Genomic DNA, 22,070 nt, shown 5'->3' with positions numbered 1-22,070 from the left:
ACCCGCGTACGAGAGCTGGTGCAGGGGCCGTCACTTGTCGATGTCGCCGACCACGAAGAACATCGAGCCGAGAATGGCGATCAGGTCCGGTACCAGACAGCCGGGCAGCAGGGTGGCCAGGGCCTGCACGTTGGCGTACGAGGCGGTGCGCAACTTGAGTCGCCACGGCGTCTTCTCGCCCCGGGAGACCAGGTAGTAGCCGTTGATGCCGAGCGGATTCTCCGTCCAGGCGTACGTGTGCCCCTCGGGTGCCTTGAGCACCTTCGGCAGTCTGGTGTTGATCGGCCCGGTGAGCCGGTCGACCCGCTCCAGGCACTGCTCCGCCAGGTCGAGTGAGGCGTACACCTGGTCGAGCAGCACCTCGAAGCGGGCGTGGCAGTCGCCTGCTGTCTTCGTCACCACGGGCACGTCGAGCTGGTCGTAGGCCAGGTACGGTTCGTCCCTGCGCAGGTCGAGGTCGAGACCGGATGCCCGGGCCACCGGACCGGAGGCCCCGAAGGCGGCAGCCTCAGCCGCCGAGAGCACCCCCACCCCGACGGTACGGGCCAGGAAGATCTCGTTCCGACGGATCAGGTTGTCCAGGTCCGGCATTCGGCGGCGTACCTCACCGACGGCGGCTCGGGCCCGTCCGGTCCACCCGGCTGGCACCTCCTCTTTGAGGCCACCGACCCGGTTGAACATGTAGTGGATCCGCCCCCCGGAGACCTCCTCCATCACCGCCTGGAGGGTTTCGCGTTCCCGGAAGGCGTAGAACATCGGGGTGATCGCGCCGATCTCCAGCGGATAGGAGCCGAGGAACATCAGGTGGTTGAGTACCCGGTTCAACTCGGCGAGCGCCATCCGCAGCCAGGTGGCCCGCTCCGGCACCTCCATGCCCATCAGCCGTTCCACCGCGAGCACCACGCCCAGCTCGTTGGCGAACGCCGACAGCCAGTCGTGCCGGTTGGCCAACACGATGATCTGCCGGTAGTCGCGTACCTCGAACAACTTTTCGGCACCTCGGTGCATGTAGCCGACGACCGGTTCGGCGGCCAGCACCCGCTCGCCGTCGAGGACGAGTTTGAGCCGTAGCACGCCATGTGTGGAGGGGTGCTGCGGACCGATGTTCAGCACCATGTCCGCGCCGAGCTGCTCACCCCCGGTGCCCGCCACCAGGCCGGCGCCGGTGCCGACGGTCAGCTCGCGCAGATCGCCCGTGGTCATGCCCGCCATCGTGCCATGGACAGCGAACCGGGACGCGACCGTCCGCACCCCGGCCCCACCCGCAAGTGCGGCGTGCTCAGCCGGGAGATCGTTGGACATGTGGTGAGGACTGACCGACTGGCAGCCGGTCGGTGGGCAGGCCGACCGGCTGCCACAGCCACCAGTGCCCGCCGAGACCGGTGGTGTCGGTCAGCTCGGCAGCAGCCGCCGCCGTGGCCAGGGCCCGCAGGTAGCCGGCCGGGTCGCTGGAGGCCAGGCTCAGCCCTGGTCGCCCGCCGTCGGCCCCGAGGGCATGTAGCGCCTCGCGCTGCGAGGTCAGCAGGTATGCACACCGGGCCGCCCGCTCACCGGCGGCAGCGACCGAGTCGATGGCGACGTGCGCGGTGACGTCGCAGGAGGCGTCCGGCACCGGGGACACCTGCCGTCCGCCCCGGTAGCCGACGAGCGTCCCGGCGACCGGCCGCTCCGCTCGCAGGTGGCCGTAGTCCACGGCCAGCGCCAGCCCTCGCCCGACGTGGTCCACGGCTCGCGACCACGCCTCGTCTCTTGTCCGCCCGATCTCTGCCCGCGGCCACAGCAACGAAACATCCATGGAGGCACCCGACGGGGCCGACCGGCTCGGGACGGTCGGGGTGGCGAGGTCGTGGTCCGGTGCCGGCCACCAGTTGGTAAGCCAGTCTGCGTCCGCGCGATCGACCCGGCTGCCTGCCGTCTCGGCTCCGGTGGTGGGGTCGACCAGCAGGTAGTGCCAGCTGCCGTCGATGTGTGTGGCCAGGTCGAGGGGGACGTTGTCGAGCCACTCGGTGGCCAGGAGCAGCCCGGTGACGGCAGTGGGGATCTCGTTGGTCCAGGCGATCTGGTCGGGGAGGCCGGCGGGACGTGGGGAGAGTTCGACGGCGGTGAAACGCACCCGCCGAGCCAGCGGAGTCCGCATCGAGGGTGACGGCTCGCCGTGAACCGCCGCTGAGAGAGCCCTGACCAGCTCACCTTGCCCGGCTCCCACGTCCACCACGTCGAACCGGTCGGGGAAGTTCAGGGCGGCGTCGAGCTGGTGGATCAATCGGATCAGTGCCGTGGCGAAGATCGGTGAGGCGTGCACGCTGGTGCGGAAGTGTGCCGCCGGTCCGGCGCCGGAGACGAAGAATCCACCGGGACCGTAGAGGGCTTGTCGCATCGCCTCGCGCCAGCGAATCGTCATGGGGCGCTCCTCACACCGGTGAACGATTTCACACATTCTTGTTTCGGGTCCGCGTCAGCGACGCATACTTGCCCCGACCGGTACCCGCATCGAGGACTGGATCGTGACATGAGCGCACCGCTGCGCACCTATCCGGCCGGCCACCGGCCGCCTGTGGCTCCGGCTCAGGCCACCCCCGCTGTGCTCACCGTCGGCGTCATCGGCGCCGGGCGGGTGGGCGCCACGCTGGGCGCCGCGCTGGCCGCTGCCGGTCATCGGGTGGTCGCGGCCAGCGGCACGTCCGGTGCCTCTCGTGCCCGCCTCGCGTTGTTGCTGCCGAGGGTGCCCTGTCGCCCGGCCGTCGAGGTCGCCCGGAGCGCCACCGATCTGCTGCTGATCGCTGTGCCGGACGACGCGCTGTCCGGGGTGGTGGCCGGGCTGGTCGCCGACGGTGCGCTGCGTCCCGGCCAGGTGGTGGCGCACACCTCGGGGGCGCACGGCCTGGCGGTGCTGGAGCCGGCCAGTTCGACCGGTGCCCGTCCGTTGGCGTTGCATCCCGCGATGACCTTCGCCGGTACGCCGGACGACCTCGGTCGGCTGCCCGGCATCTCCTACGGGGTGAGTGTGCCTGCCGATCTGCGCCCGCTGGCCGCCCGGCTGGTGGTCGACCTCGGTGGGGTGCCCGAGTGGATCGCCGAGGCCGACCGGCCGCTCTATCACGCGGCGTTGGCACATGGCGCCAACCACCTGGTGACCTTGGTCAACGAGGCGGCTGGCCTGCTGCGCGACGCCGGAGTGGGTCAGCCCGAGAAGGTGCTTGCGCCGCTGCTGCGGGCCGCGCTGGAGAACGCGTTACGCCTCGGCGACGACGCGTTGACCGGCCCGGTCTCCCGAGGCGACGCCGGCACGGTGCGACGGCACCTGGCGCGGCTCACCGGTGCTGCGCCTGAGGTGGTCGATGTCTATGTCGTACTGGCCCGGCGTACCGCCGACCGGGCGGTCGCGGCCGGGCGGATACGTGCGATCGACGTCGCGCCGGTGCTCGACGTCCTGGACGCCTACCGGAGTGGGGTGACGACGTGACGATCGATGCAGGACAGGTGCCGAGCGAGGTGGATCACGTGACGGAGCTGGTGCACACCAGGGCCGACCTGGCCAGGGCGCGGTCCGCCTGCACCGGGACGGTGGGGGTGGTGATGACCATGGGCGCGTTGCACGAGGGGCACGAGACGTTGCTGCGCCAGGCCCGGGCTCGGGTCGACCACCTGATCGTGACGATCTTCGTGAACCCGTTGCAGTTTGGGCCGAACGAGGATTTCGACCGCTACCCGCGTACCCTCGAAGATGATCTGGAGGTCTGCCGACGGGCGCGCGTGGACCTGGTCTTCGCTCCCTCGGTGGCGGAGATGTACCCCGGTGGCGAGCCGGTGGTCCGGGTCAGCCCGGGGTCGCTCGGTGAGGATCTGGAGGGGCTGAGCCGGCCGGGGTTCTTCCACGGCGTGCTCACCGTGGTGCTGAAGCTGCTCCAGCTCACCCGAGCGGACCTGACCTTCTTCGGTGAGAAGGATTTCCAGCAGCTGACCCTGGTCCGGCGGATGTGCCGTGATCTGGATGTCCCGGTCGAGGTGATCGGGGTGCCTACGGTCCGGGAACCGGACGGCCTGGCGTTGTCCAGCCGCAACCGCTACCTCTCGCCGGTTGAACGCTCGGTGGCGCTCAACCTGTCCCGGGCGTTGCGGGCAGGTGCCGAGGCTGCTGCGGCCGGTCGAGACGCCGGCTCGGTGCTCTCCGCGGCCCACCTCGCTTTCGGTGCCGGTGAACCCGGCGCGCGGCTGGACTACCTGGTGCTCACCGACGCTGATCTGGAGCCTGGTCCGGTCCGTGGTCCGGCCCGGCTGCTCGTGGCTGCGTGGGTGGGCGGTACCCGATTGATCGACAACGCTGAGATCCGGCTCGACCCGAAATCCTGACCACCCGTGCCCGTGAAAGGCGTCCCGATGTTCCGCACGATGCTCAAGTCCAAGATCCACCGGGCCACGGTGACCCAGGCGGACCTGCACTACGTCGGCTCGGTGACCGTCGACGAGGACCTTCTCGACGCCGCCGACCTGCTCCCCGGCGAGCAGGTGGCGATCGTCGACATCACCAACGGAGCCCGACTGGAAACGTATGTCATCCCCGGTCGGCGGGGCAGCGGCGTGATCGGTATCAACGGCGCGGCCGCGCACCTGGTGCATCCAGGTGATCTGGTCATCCTCATCTCGTACGGGCAGATGGACGACGCCGAGGCCCGTGCGTACCGTCCTCGGGTGGTGCACGTGGACGCCGACAACAAGGCCGTCGACATCGGCGGCGATCCGTCGACCCCCGCGCCCGGTACCGCAGGCGCGCCGGTGCCGAACCCGCTGTCGGTCTAGCGGGCTGGAGCGCCCGGGTCATCGGCGTCGCCGGCGCCACCGTGCTGCGCTCTCGCCGACCGGCTGTGACGCCCGTCCGCGGAATCCGGTCTGTCACCGGAAGGTCATTTCTGGTTACCCTGAGGGTGCCGTCGGGGGACGGTCGCTGACTGGGGGAGGCGGCGCCAATGCAGCGTGCGACGAGGAGCCTGGCCACCGCCATCGTCTTGGCGGCGTTGCTGGCCGGATGCGGGCCGCCTGGCGGGCTGGACGGCGACCTGGTGGACGACTGGGCCGTACTGCCGCCGCCCGGGCCCTTCACCCCGGTTGCCGGGATCTGCCACGAGGCCGATTTCGCCGAGGTGGTGCCGCTGGGGGCGTACGCGCCGGTGGATTGCGCCACTCCGCACCGGACGGAGACGGTGTACGTCGGCGGTTTCCCCGCAGAACAGGATGATCCTCCCTCGACCGGCTCCTCGGAACTGCGTACCGCCTTCGTCGAGTGCGACAACCGGGCCAACGTCCACGTCGGTGACAACTGGCGGGTCGGGCGGCTCCGGTTGGCGGTCGCGGTGCCGTCCGAGCCGGGCTGGGCGGCCGGGTCGCGCTGGTACCGCTGCGACCTGATGGAGGTCAACACGGTGGAGGCTGGTGCCCGGGTCGTACTTCGTACCGGCTCGTTGCGGGACTCGCTCCGGACGGCGTCGCCGCTGCGGCTGGGCTGCCAGCAGACGCGTGCCGACGGGAGCGGCGTGGTGCAGGCCCTGGTGCCGGTGGCGTGCACCGAGCGCCACAACGCCGAGTTCGCCGGAGTCTGGCCGGCCCCGGACCGCCAGTATCCGACGCGAAGTACGCAGTGGGCGGCCCTCTACGCGGGTTGCCGCTCGGTTCTCGCCCGCTTCGCCGGTGTGCCGGACGACGACGATCTGATCTTCCGCGCGGACGTGGTGGTACGTCCGCCGAGCGCCGGTCGTTGGCGGGTGGGTGACCGCGGGGTCCGGTGCTACCTGTGGCTGAGTGACCGTCGGGTGACCGGGACGCTCAAGGGCGCCGGCCCGACCGCACTCCCGGTTCGGACGAAGTAGCCGGAACCACTCTTCCCGCCCCCGCCGCCCGAGACGAAGGACGCTCGGGTTGACTTGGGGTATGGATCTACCGACCGTCGGTCTGCCGGCACTGCCACGCCGGCTGGCCGCCCCGGCACCCGGATGGGTGGAGACCACCGACGTGATCGTGGTCGGGTCCGGGGTGGCCGGGCTGACCGCCGCGCTGCATCTGCGCGAGGCGGGCCTGCACGTCACAGTGGTCACCAAGGTCGACATCGACGAGGGATCGACCCGCTGGGCGCAGGGTGGCATCGCTGCGGTCCTCGACCCGACCGACACCCCGCAGATGCACGCCACCGACACGGAGATCGCCGGCGTGGGCCTGTGTGACCCGGCCGCGGTCCGGGTGCTGGTCGAGGAGGGGCCCGCCCGGCTGCGGGAACTGATGCGTCTCGGCGCCGAGTTCGACCGCAACGCCGACGGCTCGTTGATGCTCACCCGGGAGGGTGGGCACCGGGCCGACCGGATCGTGCACGCGGGTGGTGACGCGACAGGTGCGGAGGTGCAGCGGGCACTGCACGAAGCGGTACGCCGTGACCCGTGGATCAGGCTCGTCGAGCACGCGTTGGTGCTGGACCTGCTCCGCGCCCGCGGCGACGGTCCGGGCGGGCTCGGTGCTGCCTGCGGGATCACGCTGCACGTGCTCGGCGAGGGCAGCGAGGACGGTGTCGGGGCCCTGCTGGCCCGGGCGGTGGTGTTGGCCACCGGCGGCATGGGGCAGATCTTCGCGGCCACCACCAATCCGGCGGTCTCCACCGGCGACGGCGTCGCCCTCGCCATGCGGGCGGGCGCAGCGGTCACCGATATCGAGTTCGTCCAGTTCCACCCGACCGCGCTCATCGTGCCGCAACGCTCCCGCGTGCCCGGTACCGGGCACGCCCAGCAGCCGTTGGTCTCCGAGGCGCTACGGGGCGAGGGTGCGCACCTGGTCGACGGGGACGGGAAGCGCTTCATGCTCGGCCAGCACGAACTGGCTGAACTGGCCCCCCGTGACGTGGTGGCCAAAGGCATCCACCGGGTATTGCTGGCCAACGGTGATGACCATGTCCACCTTGACGCCCGTCACCTCGGCGGCGACTTCCTGGCCCGCCGGTTCCCCACGATCGTCGCGTCGTGCCTGGCCATCGGCGTCGACCCGGGAACCGACCTGATCCCGGTGGCGCCGGCGGCGCACTACGCCTCCGGCGGGGTCCGCACCGACCTGCGTGGCCGGACCTCGATCCCGGGCCTGTACGCCTGCGGCGAGGTCGCCTGCACCGGAGTGCACGGCGCGAACCGGCTGGCCAGCAACTCGCTGTTGGAAGGGTTGGTTTTCTCCCGTCGGATCGCCGACGACGTGGCGTCCGGCCTGCCCGAGCAGGCCCACCCGGCAGACACCGGCGCGTGGCGCGGGGAGGGCGGCTGGGTGCTGCCGGCCGGCGCCACGCCGGTGTTGCAACGGGCGATGACCCGGGGCGCCGGGGTGCTCCGCTCAGCTGCGACGTTGACCGGTACTGCCGTCGAACTGGTCGAGTTGGGCGTCGCCCGCGGCACCCCGCGTACCGCCGACTGGGAGGCGACGAACCTGCTCACGGTGGCCGCCACGCTCGTCGCTGCGGCGTACGCCCGTCGGGAGACCCGAGGCTGCCACTGGCGGGAGGACTTCCCGGTGGACGACGAGCGGTGGCACGGCCACCTGATCGGTGCCGTGGGCGGACAGGGTGAGTTGACCACCGGGTGGGAGGAGAGGTGATGACCGGCGAGACGGAGCGGATGCTGCGGGTGGCGGGGCTGGACCCGGATCAGGTGCGCAGGGTCGTGGAGAATGCGCTCGTCGAGGATCTCGGACCGGACGGGCTCGACGTGACGAGCACGGCCACCGTCCCCGCGGCGCAGACCGACACCGCCGACGTGGTGGCCCGTGCCGACGGGGTGGTGGCTGGGTTGGCGGTCGCCGCCGCCGTTTTCGAGCTGGCCGCGGTGGCCACCGCTTCCGGGCGTACCGTTGAGGTTTCGCTTGTGGCCCACGACGGCGAGCGGGTCGCCCGGGGGGACGTGCTGGCCACGGTGACTGGCCCCACCCGGGTGCTGCTCACCGCTGAGCGGACCGCCCTCAACCTGCTCAGCCGGATGTCCGGGGTGGCTACCCAAACCCGGGCCTGGGCGGATGCGCTGGCCGGCAGCAAGGCGATGGTGCTGGACACCCGCAAGACCACCCCCGGGCTGCGCGCCCTGGAGAAGTACGCGGTCCGGGCCGGCGGCGGCACGAACAAGCGGATGGGTCTGTACGACGTCGCCATGGTCAAGGACAACCACAAGTTCGCGGCTGGCGGCGTCGCCGCCGCGTACCGGCGGGTGCGGGAGGCGTTTCCGGAGGTGCCGGTGCAGGTGGAGGTGGACACCCTTGACGAGGCGGTGGAGGCGGTCGAGGCCGGTGCCGATTTCCTCCTGCTCGACAACATGCCTCCGGCTCTGCTCGCCGAGGTGGTGGCCGCGGTCGGTGACCGGGCCGAGTTGGAGGCGACCGGCGGGCTGACCCTCGCCGACGCGCCAGCGGTCGGCGCCACCGGGGTCGACTTCCTTTCCGTCGGCGCGCTCACCCACTCCGCACCGATCCTGGACATCGCCCTGGACCTGCGTTCGGGTTGAGCCCGTCTAGGCTGCGTGCGTGCTGCTCTGCATCGACATCGGGAACACGAACACCGTGCTGGCGACCTTCGACGGCGACAAGCTGGTGCACTCCTGGCGGATCAAGACCGATGCCCGCTCGACCGCCGACGAACTGGGTCTGATGTTCCGAGGGCTGCTCGCCGGCGACGCCGTCGAGATCACCGGGGTGGCCGCCTGCTCGACGGTCCCGGCGGCCCTGCGCTCGCTGCGGACCATGCTCACCCGCTACTACGGGGAGCTGCCGAGTGTCATCGTCGAGCCCGGCGTGCGCACCGGGGTGCAGCTGGCCATCGACAACCCGAAGGAGGTGGGCTCGGACCGGGTGGTCAACACTCTGGCCGCCTACACCCTTTACGGCGGACCGTCGATCGTGGTCGATTTCGGCACGACGACCAACTTCGACGTGATCAGTGGCCGGGGCGAGTTCCTCGGCGGTGCGTTCGCCCCGGGCATCGAGATCTCCTTCGACGCGCTCGCTGCCCGCGCCGCCCAGTTACGCAAGGTCGAGGCGACCCGACCCCGCTCGGTGATCGGCAAGAACACCGTCGAGTGCCTGCAGTCGGGCCTGTACTTCGGTTTCGCGGGGCAGGTGGACCGGATCGTCGACCGGATGGCAGCCGAACTGGGCGGGTTGAAGGCGGTGATCGCGACCGGAGGGTTGGCCTCCCTGGTGCGTGAGGAGTGCCGGACTATCACCCACCACGAACCGATGATCACGCTGATCGGGCTCCGCATGGTGTACGAGCGCAACGTCTGAGCACGGGACTTCTTCCCGAAGCGTGCCGGTGGTCTGCGTGGCCGGCGGACTGTCCAGTAACGGTCGCCGAGGTGGTTGAGTACGCTCGGGTCCTGACCCCGCCCGAAATCTCCCGCTGAGGAAGCGTGCCGTGACCCACCAGAGCCCCGTGCCAGTCGACCCCGCCGATGACCTTCCAGAGCAGATGAAGGTCCGCCGGGAGAAGCGGGACCGGATGCTCGCCGAGGGTGTGCAGCCCTATCCGGTCGGCTACCCGCGTACCAGCACGTTGAGTCAGTTGCGTGAGCGTTACGCGGAGCTGCCAACGGACACCGCCACCGGCGACCGGGTCTCGGTCACCGGTCGGGTGATCTTCGTGCGGAACACCGGCAAGCTCTGCTTTGCTACCCTGCGTGATGGTGATGGCACCGAACTGCAGGCGATGTTGTCGCTGGATCGGGTCGGCGCTGAGCGGTTGGAGGCATGGAAGCGGCTGGTGGATCTCGGTGACCACGTGGGGGTGACCGGAGAGGTGATCACCAGTCGCCGGGGTGAGTTGTCGGTGCTGGCCGAGCAGTGGGCGGTCACCGCCAAGGCGTTGCGCCCGCTTCCGGTTGCGCACAAGCCGCTCAGTGAGGAGGCCCGGGTCCGGCAGCGCTACGTCGATCTGGTCGTCCGTCCGCAGGCGCGGCAGATGGTGCGTACCCGTGCGGCGGCGTTGCGGAGTCTGCGCGACTCGTTGCACGGCGCGGGTTACCTTGAGGTGGAGACCCCGATGTTGCAGTTGCTGCACGGGGGTGCGGCGGCCCGACCTTTCGTGACACACAGCAATGCACTCAACACCGATCTGTATCTCCGAATCGCCCCGGAACTGTTTCTGAAGCGGGCCGTCGTCGGTGGCGTCGAGCGGGTCTTCGAGATCAACCGCAACTTCCGTAATGAGGGCATCGACTCTTCGCACTCGCCCGAGTTCGCCATGCTGGAGGCGTACGAGGCGTACGGGGACTACGACACGATGGCTGAGTTGACTCGTAATCTCGTGCAGCGGGCGGCGGTCGCTGTCGCCGGGTCGACGGTGGTCACCCACGCTGATGGTCGGGAGTTCGACCTCGGTGGCGAGTGGCGTACGGTGACCCTCTTCGGGGTGCTTTCCGAGGCGCTCGGTGAAGAGGTGACGGTGCACACCGAGCAGTGGCGCCTGGTCCAGTACGCGGACAAGGTGGGCTTGGCCGTCGACCCGAAGTGGGGGCCGGGCAAGCTCGCCGAGGAACTGTTCGAGGAGCTGGTCGTTCCCGGTCTCGAGGCGCCGACCTTCGTGCGGGACTATCCCGAGGAGACGAGTCCGCTGACCCGGGCGCATCGCAGCGAGCCGGGCCTGGCCGAGAAGTGGGACCTGTACGTGCTCGGTTTCGAGCTGGGGACGGCGTACTCCGAGCTGGTCGACCCGGTGGTGCAGCGGGAACGGCTGGTGGCGCAGGCGCAGCTGGCCGCCCGGGGTGACGACGAGGCGATGCGGCTGGACGAGGACTTCCTCCGGGCGATGGAGTACGGAATGCCACCGGCCGGTGGCATGGGAATGGGAATCGATCGCCTCCTGATGGCGCTGACGGGCTTGGGAATACGGGAAACCATCCTCTTCCCGTTGGTCCGCCCTGAGTAGTCGTACGAGAACTTACCGCCTCGTTACCGCATCCTATTGACGCGGCAAGCATCTGGCGGGTTATTGTGTTTGTGCAGTTGGCAGGATCAACCCTGCTCGAAAGGATTGTGGGACGTGGCCAAGCAGATCATTCACAGGCTGGTCGATGACCTGGACGGCGGGGACGCGGACGAGACCGTCAAGTTCGCGCTCGACGGTGTCCAGTACGAGATCGACCTGTCAGGTTCGAACGCGGAGAAATTGCGCGAGGTATTCGCTCAGTACATTGCCCACGGCACCAAGGTCGGTCGTGGCGGTGTGGTCGTCGGTGGTCGGGCTGCCCGTGGTCGGGGTGGTGCCACCGCTGATCGTGAGCAGAACAAGGCCATTCGGGCCTGGGCGCGCAAGGCGGGCAAGGACATCTCGGACCGGGGCCGGATTCCCCAGGAGATCGTCGACGAGTATCACTCGAAGGCCGGTCACTGACCAGGCGTTGAGCGCTGAGGACGCCGGCCCGGAGACACTTTCCGGGCCGGCGTCGTCGTCGCTGGGATTGTTCGGGGCGGGACGTGCGTTGTCCACAGCCGGTGGATGAGTTGTCCACAGGCTGTGGATGGTGCCGTGGTGGCGCCGTTCCCGGACCGAGAGCCCCCGTGCGGCGTTCCCGGAGGCCTCCGGTCGCCGGGCCGAATTTCGCTCTGCGCGTACACAGACCACGCCCGGAACACCCGCTGAGCGTGGATGGTTGGGCAAAACGACGCGTACCGGGCCTACGACGCAGACACACGAGGTCAGCCGAGTCGGCTCGCGGCGATAGAGTAAAGAGGCGCGGACGCCCATCCCGGGCGCTCGCGTTCCGGCCCCGCCGAGAGTCTTGACCATCAAGATCGAGTGCGCACGGCACGTGAGGAGCACGAGGGCATGTTCGAGCGGTTCACCGACCGAGCGCGACGGGTTGTCGTCCTGGCCCAGGAAGAGGCCCGGATGCTCAACCACAACTACATCGGTACGGAGCACATCCTGCTGGGCCTGATCCATGAGGGTGAGGGTGTGGCGGCGAAGGCTCTGGAGAGTCTTGGGATCTCTTTGGAGGGCGTCCGCCAGCAGGTGGAGGAGATCATCGGTCAGGGTCAGCAGGCGCCGAGCGGGCATATTCCGTTCACGCCGCGGGCCAAGAAGGTGCTGGAGCTGTCGTTGCGTGAGGCGCTTCAGCTGGGGCACAACTACATCGGTACGGAGCACATCCTGCTCGGTCTGATCCGCGAGGGTGAGGGTGTCGCCGCCCAGGTGTTGGTGAAGCTGGGTGCTGATCTGAACCGGGTTCGTCAGCAGGTGATCCAGTTGCTGTCGGGTTATCAGGGTAAGGAGCCGGCTGCGGCGGGTACTGCGCCGGGTGAGGCCGCGCCGTCGACCAGCCTGGTGCTGGACCAGTTCGGCCGGAACCTGACCCAGGCTGCCCGGGAGGGCAAGCTCGACCCGGTGATCGGGCGGGAGAAGGAGATCGAGCGGGTGATGCAGGTGCTCTCCCGTCGGACGAAGAACAACCCGGTCCTGATCGGTGAGCCCGGTGTGGGTAAGACCGCTGTGGTGGAGGGTCTGTCTCAGAAGATCATCAAGGGTGAGGTGCCGGAGACGCTGAAGGACAAGCAGCTGTACACGCTTGATCTTGGTGCGTTGGTGGCTGGTTCGCGGTATCGCGGTGACTTCGAGGAGCGCTTGAAGAAGGTGCTCAAGGAGATCCGCACCCGGGGTGACATCATCCTGTTCATCGACGAGATCCACACCCTCGTCGGCGCGGGTGCCGCCGAGGGTGCGATAGACGCGGCGAGCATCCTCAAGCCGATGCTGGCTCGTGGTGAGCTGCAGACCATCGGCGCGACGACGCTCGACGAGTACCGTAAGCATCTGGAGAAGGATGCGGCGTTGGAGCGGCGTTTCCAGCCGATCCAGGTGGGTGAGCCGTCGTTGGCGCACACCATCGAGATTCTGAAGGGCCTGCGGGACCGGTACGAGGCGCATCACCGCGTCTCGATCACCGACGCGGCACTCGTGGCTGCCGCGACTCTGGCCGATCGGTACATCTCCGACCGGTTCCTGCCGGACAAGGCGATCGACCTCATCGACGAGGCCGGCGCCCGGATGCGGATCCGCCGGATGACGGCGCCGCCGGACCTGCGGGACTTCGACGAGCGGATCGCGCAGGTGCGTCGGGACAAGGAGTCCGCGATCGACGCGCAGGACTTCGAGCGGGCCGCACAGTTGCGGGACACCGAGAAGCAGCTGCTGGGTCAGAAGGCGCAGCGGGAGAAGGAGTGGAAGGCCGGTGATCTGGACGTCGTCTCCGAGGTCGACGACGAGCAGATCGCCGAGGTGCTGGGCAACTGGACGGGTATCCCGGTCTACAAGCTGACCGAGGAGGAGACCTCGCGCCTGCTGCGCATGGAGGATGAGCTACACAAGCGCGTCATCGGGCAGGAGGACGCGGTCAAGGCCGTCTCGAAGGCGATCCGGCGGACCCGGGCCGGCCTGAAGGACCCGAAGCGCCCGTCGGGCTCGTTCATCTTCGCCGGCCCGTCGGGTGTGGGTAAGACCGAGTTGTCCAAGGCGCTCGCCGAGTTCCTGTTCGGCTCCGAGGACGCGCTGATCCAGCTGGACATGTCCGAGTTCCACGACCGGTACACCGTCTCCCGGCTGGTGGGTGCCCCGCCCGGATACGTCGGCTACGACGAGGGCGGGCAGCTGACCGAGAAGGTACGCAGGCGTCCGTTCTCGGTGGTGCTGTTCGACGAGATCGAGAAGGCCCACCCGGACGTGTTCAACACGCTGCTGCAGATCCTGGAGGACGGGCGGCTCACCGACGGTCAGGGCCGGATCGTGGACTTCAAGAACACGGTCATCATCCTGACCACCAACCTCGGCACCCGGGACGTGGCCAAGGCGGTCTCGCTGGGCTTCCAGGCATCAGAGGACTCCGAATCCAACTACGACCGGATGAAGCAGAAGGTCAACGACGAACTCAAGCAGCACTTCCGGCCCGAGTTCCTCAACCGCATCGACGACACCATCGTCTTCCACCAGCTACGTCAGACCGAGATCCTGTCGATCGTCGACATCATGATCTCCCGCATCGAAACCCAGCTGCGTAACAAGGACATGGGCCTCGAACTGACCGACAACGCCAAGAAGTACCTCGCGGCGAAGGGCTTCGACCCGGTGCTCGGGGCACGTCCCCTGCGTCGCACGATCCAGCGCGACATCGAGGACAACCTGTCCGAACGGATCCTGTTCAACGAACTCACCCCCGGCCAGATCGTCGTGGTCGACTGCGAAGGCGACCCCAACGACATCGACAAGTCGAAACTCGTCTTCAACGGGTCCGACCGGCCGGTCGAGGTGCCAGACGCCGTACCAGCCGATCTCGGCGGTAGGACGGCTGCCGCAGGCGCCGACGAGTAAGCGTCAGCTGCAACAGACTACGGCCCGGTGGCGCAAGCCACCGGGCCGTCGTCTTCGCGCGTTTGGTGAGTGCACGTGCGACTCGATCCGTATGCCCCTTTTGTGCGGAATGAGGTGACGACGGTCACGGTTCACGCGGGCATGGGACTGGTCCTGGTGGCGGTTGTGCGAGGCAGTGACCGCGACGGCCGAACGGTCGGTCGGGGCCCACCGGAGCGCCCTGCGTCGCCTGACCGGCGCCGAAATCGCAACCTCCCATCTCCTGGTGTCGTGTCGATCCCCCGAGACGGAAGGCAGACGATCATGACTAGTTCGATCCGCAAGGCTGCCCTGACCGCTGCCGGTGCCGTCTGCGCCGGCGGAATGATCGCCGGTCCTGTGGGTGCTGTCGCCGCCTCGCCGAGTGTCGACCCACTGGCCGCCGTCACCGAGCGGGAGCACGGTAAGGGGGAGCGACAGTTGGCGCTCCGTTACGAGGCACAGTCGAACTTCTACTACTGCGGTCCAGCTGCGGTGCGTAACACCCTGAGCATCCTGAACAAGGACGTCTCCCAGGACGACCTGGCCCGCGAGATGGGCACCACCGAGCGAGGCACCGACTCGGCGTTCCTCATCACCGAAGCCCTCAACCGAAAGGCCGGCGAGGATGTCTACCGCACGGTCGAAATCCCCGGTCAGGCCGCTGACCAGGCGGAGACCGACCGGCTGCGGGAAGATGTGGTCCGCGCCGTCGACAGCGGACGGGGCGTGGTGGCGAACGTCGTCGGCACCGCCCTCGACCTCGACGGGGGTAGCCACACGTTCGACGGCGGCCACTACGTCGCGGTGACCGGCTACCGCGACGGCGGCACTCAGATGAAGATCGCTGACTCGGCCGACGCCGCCCGCGCCGAGTACTGGATCGGCACCGATGCGCTGGCCGACTGGATCGCCAGCCGCGGCTACTCCGCCTGATCGACCCGCTGACGCCGAGGACCGGTCCCCGATCGGGACCGGCCCGCTCAGCCAGCCACCGGTGCTGGCGGGCCGTCTCCGGCCAACCGGAACGACGCCTCACCGATCGGCTCGACCAGGCCGTCGCTCACCAGGCCGGCGAGCGCCCGAGCCCGCTGAGTCTCATCCGTCCACACCTGATCCAGACGTTGGCGCGGCACTGGCCCGATAGCCTCCCGTAACACCCCGAGCAGCAGTCCGCGTACCTGTCGGTCGGTGCCCGCGTACCGCTGGGGGCGGCGAGTCGGACCGGCTGGGGCGGGGCGTCCCGAGGCCCGCCAGGCACAGGTCGACTCGATCGGGCACACCTCACACTTGGGGGAACGGGCGGTGCAGACGACCGCCCCCAACTCCATGATGGCGGCGCTGGTCAGGGCCGCTGCGGCCGGGTCAGCGGGCAGCAGTTCCTCGGTGGCGACCAGATCGGCAGGGCGGGTGGTCGGGCCGGCATCCGATTCTCCGGCCACCGCCCGACAGACCACCCGACGGACATTGGTGTCGACCACCGGGTGCCGCTGGCCGTATGCGAAGGCGGCGACCGCACGAGCGGTGTACGTGCCGACGCCGGGCAGGGCGAGCAACTGATCCAGCCGGTCCGGCACCACACCTCCGTGACGCTCCACGATCGCCACCGCGCACTCGCGTAGCCTGACCGCCCGGCGGGGATAGCCGAGCCTCCCCCACATGCGGATCGCCTCGGCCGAGCTGGACCCGGCCAGGGCAGCCGGCGTCGGCCAGCGCTCCAGCCACGCCTGCCAGGCAGGCACGACCCGGACGACCGGGGTCTGCTGAAGCATGACCTCGCTGACCAGGATCGCCCAGGGGCCCGCGTCGGGCCGACGCCACGGCAGGTCCCGCGCGTGCTGCTCGTACCACCGGCTCACCTGGCCGGCGAATGTGGGTTCTGTCATCGCGTCGCCGATGATGTCACGCACGTCGGTCCCGCCGTTCGGACGGTCGGGCGGGCCGGCGTCGACGGCGGGCGGCGATCGGGCAGAATGCCCGGATGAACGAGCTTGCGATCACCGTCATCGGCCGGGACCGGCCCGGCATCGTGGCTGACGTCGCCGAGGTGCTCGCCCGGCTCGGAGCCAACCTCACCGACAGCACCATGACCCGCCTGCGGGGACACTTCGCGATGACCCTGATCTGCGTCGGCCCGACCGCCGTCGAGGTCGAGACCGCGTTGGCGCCGCTGTCCGTCGACGGCCAACTGCTGGCGACCGTACGCGAGGTGACGCCGGACGGCGAGACGGCACCGGCAGGCGAGCCGTTCGTGATGGCGGTGCACGGTGCCGACCGGATGGGCATCGTGGCCGCGATGACCCGGGTACTGGCCGAGGCCGGCGGTAACGTCACCGACCTGAGTACCCGTCTGGCGGGGACCCTCTACGTGGTGGTGGCCGAGGTGGAACTTCCTGCGGCTACGGCCGCAACGCTCAGCAGCAGGCTGGCTGAGGTGGCCGCCGGTCTCGGTGTCGAGGTGACCCTCCGCCCTGCCGAACCGGACGTGCTGTGAGTGGCGCAGCGGACGCACCGAACCTGGACCCGCAGGCCGACGCGTACGTGGGCCTCGGTGAATGGGTGCCCGAGGTAGTCGGCCCCGGCCGGGTCGTACCGGTTGTCTGCGCCCCGGAGCCGGTGCTCAGCCGGCCCGGAGCCGAGGTCGATCCGACCGCCGGTGAGACGGTGCGACTGGCCGCCGACCTGATCGCCACCATGCGGGTGTCTCCCGGCTGTGTGGGTTTAGCCGCCCCGCAGGTCGGGGTGGGCGCCCAGATCTTCGCGGTGGACGTCACCGGACATCCCAAGACGGTCACCGGACACGGCGTCTTCGTCCTCTGCAACGCAAGGGTGGTCGAAGCCACCCGGTGGAAGATGGGCCGCGAGGGGTGCATGTCCGTGCCGGACCTGACCGGTGACGTGAAGCGCGCGAGCCGGCTGGTGGTGGAGGGCGCACTCCCCGGCAGCGGTGAGACCGTACGCCTGGTGACGGACGGTTTCGAGGCCCGGGCGCTGCAACACGAAATCGATCACTGCGCCGGTCTGCTGTTCCTGGACCGGGTGGCCGGCGCGCACGCGATCTACCAGCGGAAGGTCTACCTCTGAGACCGGTCGGGCAGTCGCGTTGAGTGACCGTCGCCCGGCCGTACTGTCGTGATTGGAGAGTCGGTTTCGATGGGACGGATGAGCCACGGCGCGTCGCTGCCGTCCGCCGTATCCACCGCCGCTACGGTAGGGACATCATGCGTCTGACGGTCGGCCCCCTGCCTCCCACCGTGTACTGGCGGCGTCGCGCCGTCGTGCTCGGTGCGGTGCTGCTCTTCCTGATTGTCGTGATCTATTCGTTCAGCGAAACCGACGACGGCAACGACGCGACCGGGAACGGCCAGTCCGGGTCGGGCGTGGCGACCGGCACGCCGGAGCCGACCGGGTCGGTGCTGACCCCGCAGACCGGTTCGCCGCCTTCCGGGGACGCCGGGGCAGACCCCGCCGATCCGGGGGATGGAGGCGAGACGGCCGGCGCGGGAGATGCGCCCGAGAACGAGCCGAGCCTCAGCAACGACCCGCCGGTGGTCGAGCCGGTCACGGACGAGGGCGACTGTGCCGACACCGAGCTCACGGTGACCGCGGTGGCGCTGCCCGCGCAGGCTGCGTCGGGGGCCCCCGTCGACCTGAGTCTGAAGATCCGCAACAGGTCCGGCCGGACGTGCAGCCGGGACGTCGGCGCGACAGCCCAGGAGTTGTACATCAAGGCCGGTGCGGAGGTGGTCTGGTCGTCGGACACCTGCGGCACGGCCGCCGGATCGGACGTGCAGTCCTTCACCCCCGGCTTCGAACGGTCGTACCAGGTCAACTGGAACGGCCGGGACAGCAGCAGGTGCGCCAACGGAGTGGCGAACGGGCCCGTCGTGCAGGCCGGGACGTACGAGGTCTTCGCCCGGGTCGGCACCAAGCTGAGTCAGCCCGTGCAACTCGTCGTCAGGTAGCGGTGCACCGCCCGCCCTGGCAGACCGTCGCGGAAGTTCCTGATCACCCAGGCGCGGTCTGTCCGGGTCGGTCTAGACGTAGCGTTCCAGGATGGATGCTTCGGCCAGCCGTGACAGCCCTTCGCGTACGCCCCGGGCCCGGGCGTCACCGACGCCCTCGACGGTCTGCAGGTCCTCCACTGTGGCGCCGAGCAGCCGCTGCAGACTGCCGAAGTGCACCACCAGCCGGTCGACCACGGCCACCGGCAGTCGGGGCACCTTTGCCAGTAGCCGGAAGCCGCGCGGGCTGACCGCTGCGTCCAGCGCGTCCGACGCGGCCGGGTAGCCGATCGCCTTGGCCACCGAGACCAGGTCGATGAGTTCGGTGGCGCTGAGCAGATCCAGCTCGACCAGCGCCTCGTCGAGGGTCCGGGGTTTACGGCCGGTGGGCAGGTAGTCCCGGATGACCAGGGTGCGATCGGCGTCCACACCGGCCATCAACTCGTCCAGCTGCAGGGCGAGCAACCGCCCGTCGGTACCGAGTTCGACCACGTAGCCGGCGATCTCGTCGGCGATCCTGCGGACCATTTCCAGCCGCTGCACCACCGCCACCGCATCGCGTACGGTGACCAGGTCCTCGATCTCCAGGGCGGAGAGTGTGCCGGACACCTCGTCGAGGCGTAGCTTGTACCGCTCCAGCGTGGCCAGCGCCTGATTGGCGCGGGAGAGGATCGCGGCCGAGTCGTCCAGCACGTGCCGCTGACCATTGACGTAGAGGCTGATGATTCGCATGGACTGGCTGACCGAGATGACCGGGTAGCCCGTCTGCCGGGCGACCCGCTCCGCGGTGCGGTGCCGGGTGCCGGACTCCTCGGTCGGGATGGTGGGGTCGGGCATCAGGTGCACGGCCGCCCGGACGATCCGGGTGCCGTCGCTGGAGAGCACCACCGCGCCGTCCATCTTGCAGAGCTCGCGGACCCGGGTCGCCGAGAACTCGACGTCAAGCGGAAAGCCGCCCGTGCAGAGCCCTTCGACGACCTTGTCGTAGCCGAGGACGATGAGCGCGCCCGTCCGGCCCCGCAGGATCCGCTCCAATCCGTCGCGCAGCGCGGTGCCGGGTGCCATCAGGGCCAGGTTCGCGCGCAGCGGGTCGCCCACGACGCCGCCTCCGGTCACACTCACGCTGATGGGTCGGGCGGGCGAGCCCACGGCAGCGGTGCGGGCGTGGGGCGTCGCTCCGGCTGGCTTGGTGGTATCGCGGTCGATCGGCACGGGCACAGTCTACGGACTGCCGTGCAGTGGGTGCTCCCGCGGTTACTGTGATGTGTCACGATTCGGCTCGTTCCGTCGACCCGCCCGGTGGCGGCTTCACTCCGCCGAGGCCCGGGCTGCGGCCTGCAACGCGGACCGGACGTCGGTGACCTCGACCACCCGCAACTGTTCCGGACCGGCGCCGGCGGGCCCGCAGCCTGGCGGCACCAGGGCCAGCCGGAAGCCGAGTCGGGCCGCCTCTGCCAACCGGCGCGGCACCGCACCCACCCGGCGCACCTCACCGGTCAGGCCGACCTCTCCGATCGCCACCAGGTGCGGTGCGATCGCCAGGTTGAGCCCGCCGGAGGCGACGGCGAGGGCGACCGCGAGGTCAGCTGCGGGCTCCACCACCCGGATGCCGCCCACGGTGGCCGCGAAGACCTCCCGGTCGTGCAGGGTGAGCCGTTCGGTACGGCGCTGGAGCACCGCCAACACCATCGCCAACCGGGCGGAGTCCAACCCGGAGACGGTACGCCGGGGCGAGCCGGCCACGGTGGCCCCGATCAGCGCCTGCACCTCGGTGAGCAGTGCCCGGCGCCCCTCCATCGCCACCGTGACGCAGGTGCCCGGGACCGGCTCGGAGTAACGGGTCAGGAACAGCCCTGACGGGTCGGCGAGGCTGCTGATGCCGCCCTCGTGCATCTCGAAGCAGCCGACCTCGTCGGCGGCGCCGAACCGGTTCTTGACACCACGGACCATCCGCAGCGAGGAGTGCTTGTCGCCTTCGAAATGCAGCACCACGTCGACCAGATGTTCAAGTACCCGCGGCCCGGCGACCTGGCCGTCCTTGGTGACGTGGCCGACCAGCACGGTGGCGATCCCGCGCTCCTTGGCTACCGCGACCAGTGCGGCGGTGACCGCCCGGACCTGCGTCACCCCTCCCGGTACCCCTTCGGTGCCGGTGGTGGAGATGGTCTGCACCGAGTCGAGGACGAGCAGGCCGGGTTTGACCGCGTCGAGATGACCGAGCACCGCCGCGAGGTCACTCTCGGCGGCGAGGAAGAGCTGCTCGTGGAGCGTGCCCATGCGTTCCGCCCGCAGCCGCACCTGGCTGACGGACTCCTCTCCGCTGACCACGAGCGACGGGCTGCCGGCCCCGGTGGCCCACTGTTGGGCGACGTCGAGCAGCAGGGTGGACTTGCCCACCCCCGGCTCCCCGGCGAGCAGTACCACGGCACCTGGCACCAGACCGCCACCGAGGACCCGGTCCAACTCGCCTACCCCGGTCGGTCGGGCCCGGGCCGGTGCGGCGCTGATCGTCGCGATGGGCCGGGCCGGTTCGGTGGGCATCCGGGAACTCACCACACGGCCCGAGACCGTCGGGCCGGTGACGGTGGACTCGACGACGGAACCCCACTCGCCGCACTCGGGACAGCGGCCCACCCACTTCGGGGGCTGGTGTCCACAGGCGTCGCACTCGTAGGCGGGCCGGGGCTCGCGACCGGAGGTCCGGTTCCGCGAGCCGGTGCCTGCCCGGGCCGGGGTCGATCGGGAGATGCTCACCCGACCGACGCTAGCCCCCGGGTACGACGACGGCACGGTCGGCATGGCTCAACCACGTCGACCATGCCGTCGGGACGTACGTACCGGCCCGGCTCGGTCGCCGGTACCGGCCACGCGTGCTCAGTGGCCGCCTTCGCCCTCGTACTCGGTGTGCCGCTCGATGATCGGCGACGGCTGTGGCAGCGGCGTGAGCGGCACGGCGATCGGCGCGGGACTGGTGACGGTCTCACCGCCGAAGTCGAAGGTGAGCGTGACGCTCTGGCCGGCGATCAGGGCCTCGTTCAGGGCTAGCAGCTGAAGCACCTGCTCACCCTCGGTGTTCAGCTGTACGTAACTCAGCGGCGGGATCTCGATCCGGGCCGGCCCGGACGTGGGCGACCCGGCCGGGTCGGGTGACTGAGAGTCGTCGGGTGAGGGGGAAACCTCGGGCGACTCCTCCGGTGTGGCGGAGGTGTCTGGCGACGGCGAGCCGGCGGGTGCGGGGCTGGTCGCGGCGGCGACGGTGGTGAGCACCACCTCCCGGGCGTCCGACGAGGAGACCGTCACCGTCACCGGATCCGGTGAGTCGTTGTAGAGGACCACGTTCAGCAGAGCGTTGTCGCCCGCCTGATAGCCCTCGACACCGGGATAGGCCAACGCGGCTGCGCGTACGGCGTACCGCCCGTCGCCGGCCTGGAGGTTGACGCCCTGGATCGACGGCACCTTGTTGGCCGTCTCGGAGATCTGGCCGGCGCCGCATCCGGACAGCAGCAGCCCGGTCGCCGCCGCGATCCCGGGCAGCAGCACGGCAGCCCGCCGGGAACCCCTGATCGAGCGCCTCACGTCGGTCCTCCTCGTCACGATCACCTCCGGCTTTCCCGCCGGAACCGCTGGCCATGCCCGCGCAGACCGAACTCCAGGGTAGTTGGAGCTGATCGAGGCCCGCACGCCGA

At 69.7% G+C, this 22,070-nt stretch carries 20 protein-coding genes; 14 read left to right on the top strand and 6 right to left on the bottom strand.

Annotated elements, in window-relative coordinates:
• Window positions 1–30: 30 nt before the first annotated feature.
• A complete protein-coding gene (locus tag HCA58_RS02895; protein ID WP_205807462.1) occupies window positions 31–1,212 on the bottom strand; it encodes an NADH-quinone oxidoreductase subunit D in 1,182 nt (393 codons plus the stop codon).
• 67 nt (window positions 1,213–1,279) lie between these two features.
• Window positions 1,280–2,401, bottom strand: a complete 1,122-nt coding sequence (locus HCA58_RS02890; RefSeq protein ID WP_169596126.1) for an SAM-dependent methyltransferase — start codon at window positions 2,399–2,401, stop codon at window positions 1,280–1,282.
• 108 nt (window positions 2,402–2,509) lie between these two features.
• On the opposite strand from HCA58_RS02890, the gene HCA58_RS02885 reads away from it, so the two are divergent.
• From HCA58_RS02885 to HCA58_RS02835, 11 genes are all read left to right on the top strand, one after another.
• Window positions 2,510–3,463 carry a DUF2520 domain-containing protein gene (locus HCA58_RS02885; protein ID WP_169596125.1) on the top strand — a complete coding sequence of 318 codons (954 nt, stop codon included), beginning with the start codon at window positions 2,510–2,512 and terminating at the stop codon, window positions 3,461–3,463.
• Window positions 3,464–3,501: 38 nt separating this feature from the next.
• Window positions 3,502–4,350, top strand: a complete 849-nt coding sequence (panC, locus tag HCA58_RS02880) for a pantoate--beta-alanine ligase (RefSeq protein WP_169596187.1) — start codon at window positions 3,502–3,504, stop codon at window positions 4,348–4,350.
• Between the two features lie 27 nt (window positions 4,351–4,377).
• Window positions 4,378–4,797: an aspartate 1-decarboxylase gene (gene panD, locus HCA58_RS02875; protein ID WP_169596124.1), complete on the top strand. Its 420-nt coding sequence runs from the start codon at window positions 4,378–4,380 to the stop codon at window positions 4,795–4,797.
• Between the two features lie 167 nt (window positions 4,798–4,964).
• Window positions 4,965–5,861 (top strand): septum formation family protein, encoded by an 897-nt coding sequence (locus HCA58_RS02870; protein ID WP_169596123.1) that lies wholly within the window; start codon window positions 4,965–4,967, stop codon window positions 5,859–5,861.
• 61 nt (window positions 5,862–5,922) lie between these two features.
• Window positions 5,923–7,614, top strand: coding sequence for an L-aspartate oxidase (locus tag HCA58_RS02865; protein WP_169596122.1), 1,692 nt, complete (start codon window positions 5,923–5,925; stop codon window positions 7,612–7,614).
• A complete protein-coding gene (gene nadC / locus HCA58_RS02860) occupies window positions 7,614–8,510 on the top strand; it encodes a carboxylating nicotinate-nucleotide diphosphorylase (protein ID WP_169596121.1) in 897 nt (298 codons plus the stop codon). The genes HCA58_RS02865 and nadC overlap by 1 nt, the downstream gene beginning before the upstream one ends.
• 19 nt (window positions 8,511–8,529) lie before the next feature.
• Entirely contained in the window at window positions 8,530–9,288 is a 759-nt protein-coding gene (locus HCA58_RS02855; protein WP_169596120.1) for a type III pantothenate kinase, read from the top strand.
• 130 nt (window positions 9,289–9,418) lie between these two features.
• Window positions 9,419–10,927, top strand: a complete 1,509-nt coding sequence (gene lysS / locus HCA58_RS02850) for a lysine--tRNA ligase (protein ID WP_169596119.1) — start codon at window positions 9,419–9,421, stop codon at window positions 10,925–10,927.
• Between the two features lie 114 nt (window positions 10,928–11,041).
• Window positions 11,042–11,392, top strand: coding sequence for an Lsr2 family protein (locus HCA58_RS02845; protein ID WP_169596118.1), 351 nt, complete (start codon window positions 11,042–11,044; stop codon window positions 11,390–11,392).
• Between the two features lie 435 nt (window positions 11,393–11,827).
• Complete coding sequence (locus tag HCA58_RS02840; protein WP_169596186.1) at window positions 11,828–14,362, top strand: ATP-dependent Clp protease ATP-binding subunit; 2,535 nt, start codon at window positions 11,828–11,830, stop codon at window positions 14,360–14,362.
• Between the two features lie 300 nt (window positions 14,363–14,662).
• Window positions 14,663–15,316 carry a C39 family peptidase gene (locus HCA58_RS02835; protein WP_169596185.1) on the top strand — a complete coding sequence of 218 codons (654 nt, stop codon included), beginning with the start codon at window positions 14,663–14,665 and terminating at the stop codon, window positions 15,314–15,316.
• Between the two features lie 47 nt (window positions 15,317–15,363).
• Here the strand turns inward: HCA58_RS02835 and HCA58_RS02830 are convergent, their stop codons facing one another.
• Window positions 15,364–16,266, bottom strand: coding sequence for an A/G-specific adenine glycosylase (locus tag HCA58_RS02830; RefSeq protein ID WP_169596117.1), 903 nt, complete (start codon window positions 16,264–16,266; stop codon window positions 15,364–15,366).
• Between the two features lie 95 nt (window positions 16,267–16,361).
• On the opposite strand from HCA58_RS02830, the gene HCA58_RS02825 reads away from it, so the two are divergent.
• From HCA58_RS02825 to HCA58_RS02815, 3 genes are all read left to right on the top strand, one after another.
• Window positions 16,362–16,874, top strand: coding sequence for an ACT domain-containing protein (locus tag HCA58_RS02825; RefSeq protein ID WP_169596116.1), 513 nt, complete (start codon window positions 16,362–16,364; stop codon window positions 16,872–16,874).
• A 23-nt stretch (window positions 16,875–16,897) separates the two neighbouring features.
• Complete coding sequence (locus tag HCA58_RS02820) at window positions 16,898–17,464, top strand: peptide deformylase (RefSeq protein WP_169596184.1); 567 nt, start codon at window positions 16,898–16,900, stop codon at window positions 17,462–17,464.
• 137 nt (window positions 17,465–17,601) lie between these two features.
• A complete protein-coding gene (locus HCA58_RS02815; protein WP_169596115.1) occupies window positions 17,602–18,345 on the top strand; it encodes a hypothetical protein in 744 nt (247 codons plus the stop codon).
• Between the two features lie 72 nt (window positions 18,346–18,417).
• Here the strand turns inward: HCA58_RS02815 and disA are convergent, their stop codons facing one another.
• The 3 genes from disA to HCA58_RS02800 form a co-directional block, all read right to left on the bottom strand.
• The gene (gene disA, locus HCA58_RS02810) at window positions 18,418–19,596 is read right to left on the bottom strand and encodes a DNA integrity scanning diadenylate cyclase DisA (RefSeq protein ID WP_169596114.1); all 1,179 of its coding nucleotides are present in this window, start codon (window positions 19,594–19,596) and stop codon (window positions 18,418–18,420) included.
• Window positions 19,597–19,692: 96 nt separating this feature from the next.
• Window positions 19,693–21,132 carry a DNA repair protein RadA gene (gene radA, locus HCA58_RS02805; protein WP_169596183.1) on the bottom strand — a complete coding sequence of 480 codons (1,440 nt, stop codon included), beginning with the start codon at window positions 21,130–21,132 and terminating at the stop codon, window positions 19,693–19,695.
• Between the two features lie 126 nt (window positions 21,133–21,258).
• Entirely contained in the window at window positions 21,259–21,960 is a 702-nt protein-coding gene (locus tag HCA58_RS02800) for a hypothetical protein (protein ID WP_169596113.1), read from the bottom strand.
• Window positions 21,961–22,070 lie beyond the last annotated feature (110 nt).

Origin of the sequence: Micromonospora sp. HNM0581 (assembly GCF_012726175.1) — a bacterium.
In the GTDB taxonomy this organism is placed as follows: Bacteria; Actinomycetota; Actinomycetes; order Mycobacteriales; family Micromonosporaceae; genus Micromonospora.
The sequence above is the reverse complement of the archived record's forward strand: the minus strand, read 5'-3'. Positions and strand labels throughout refer to the sequence as shown.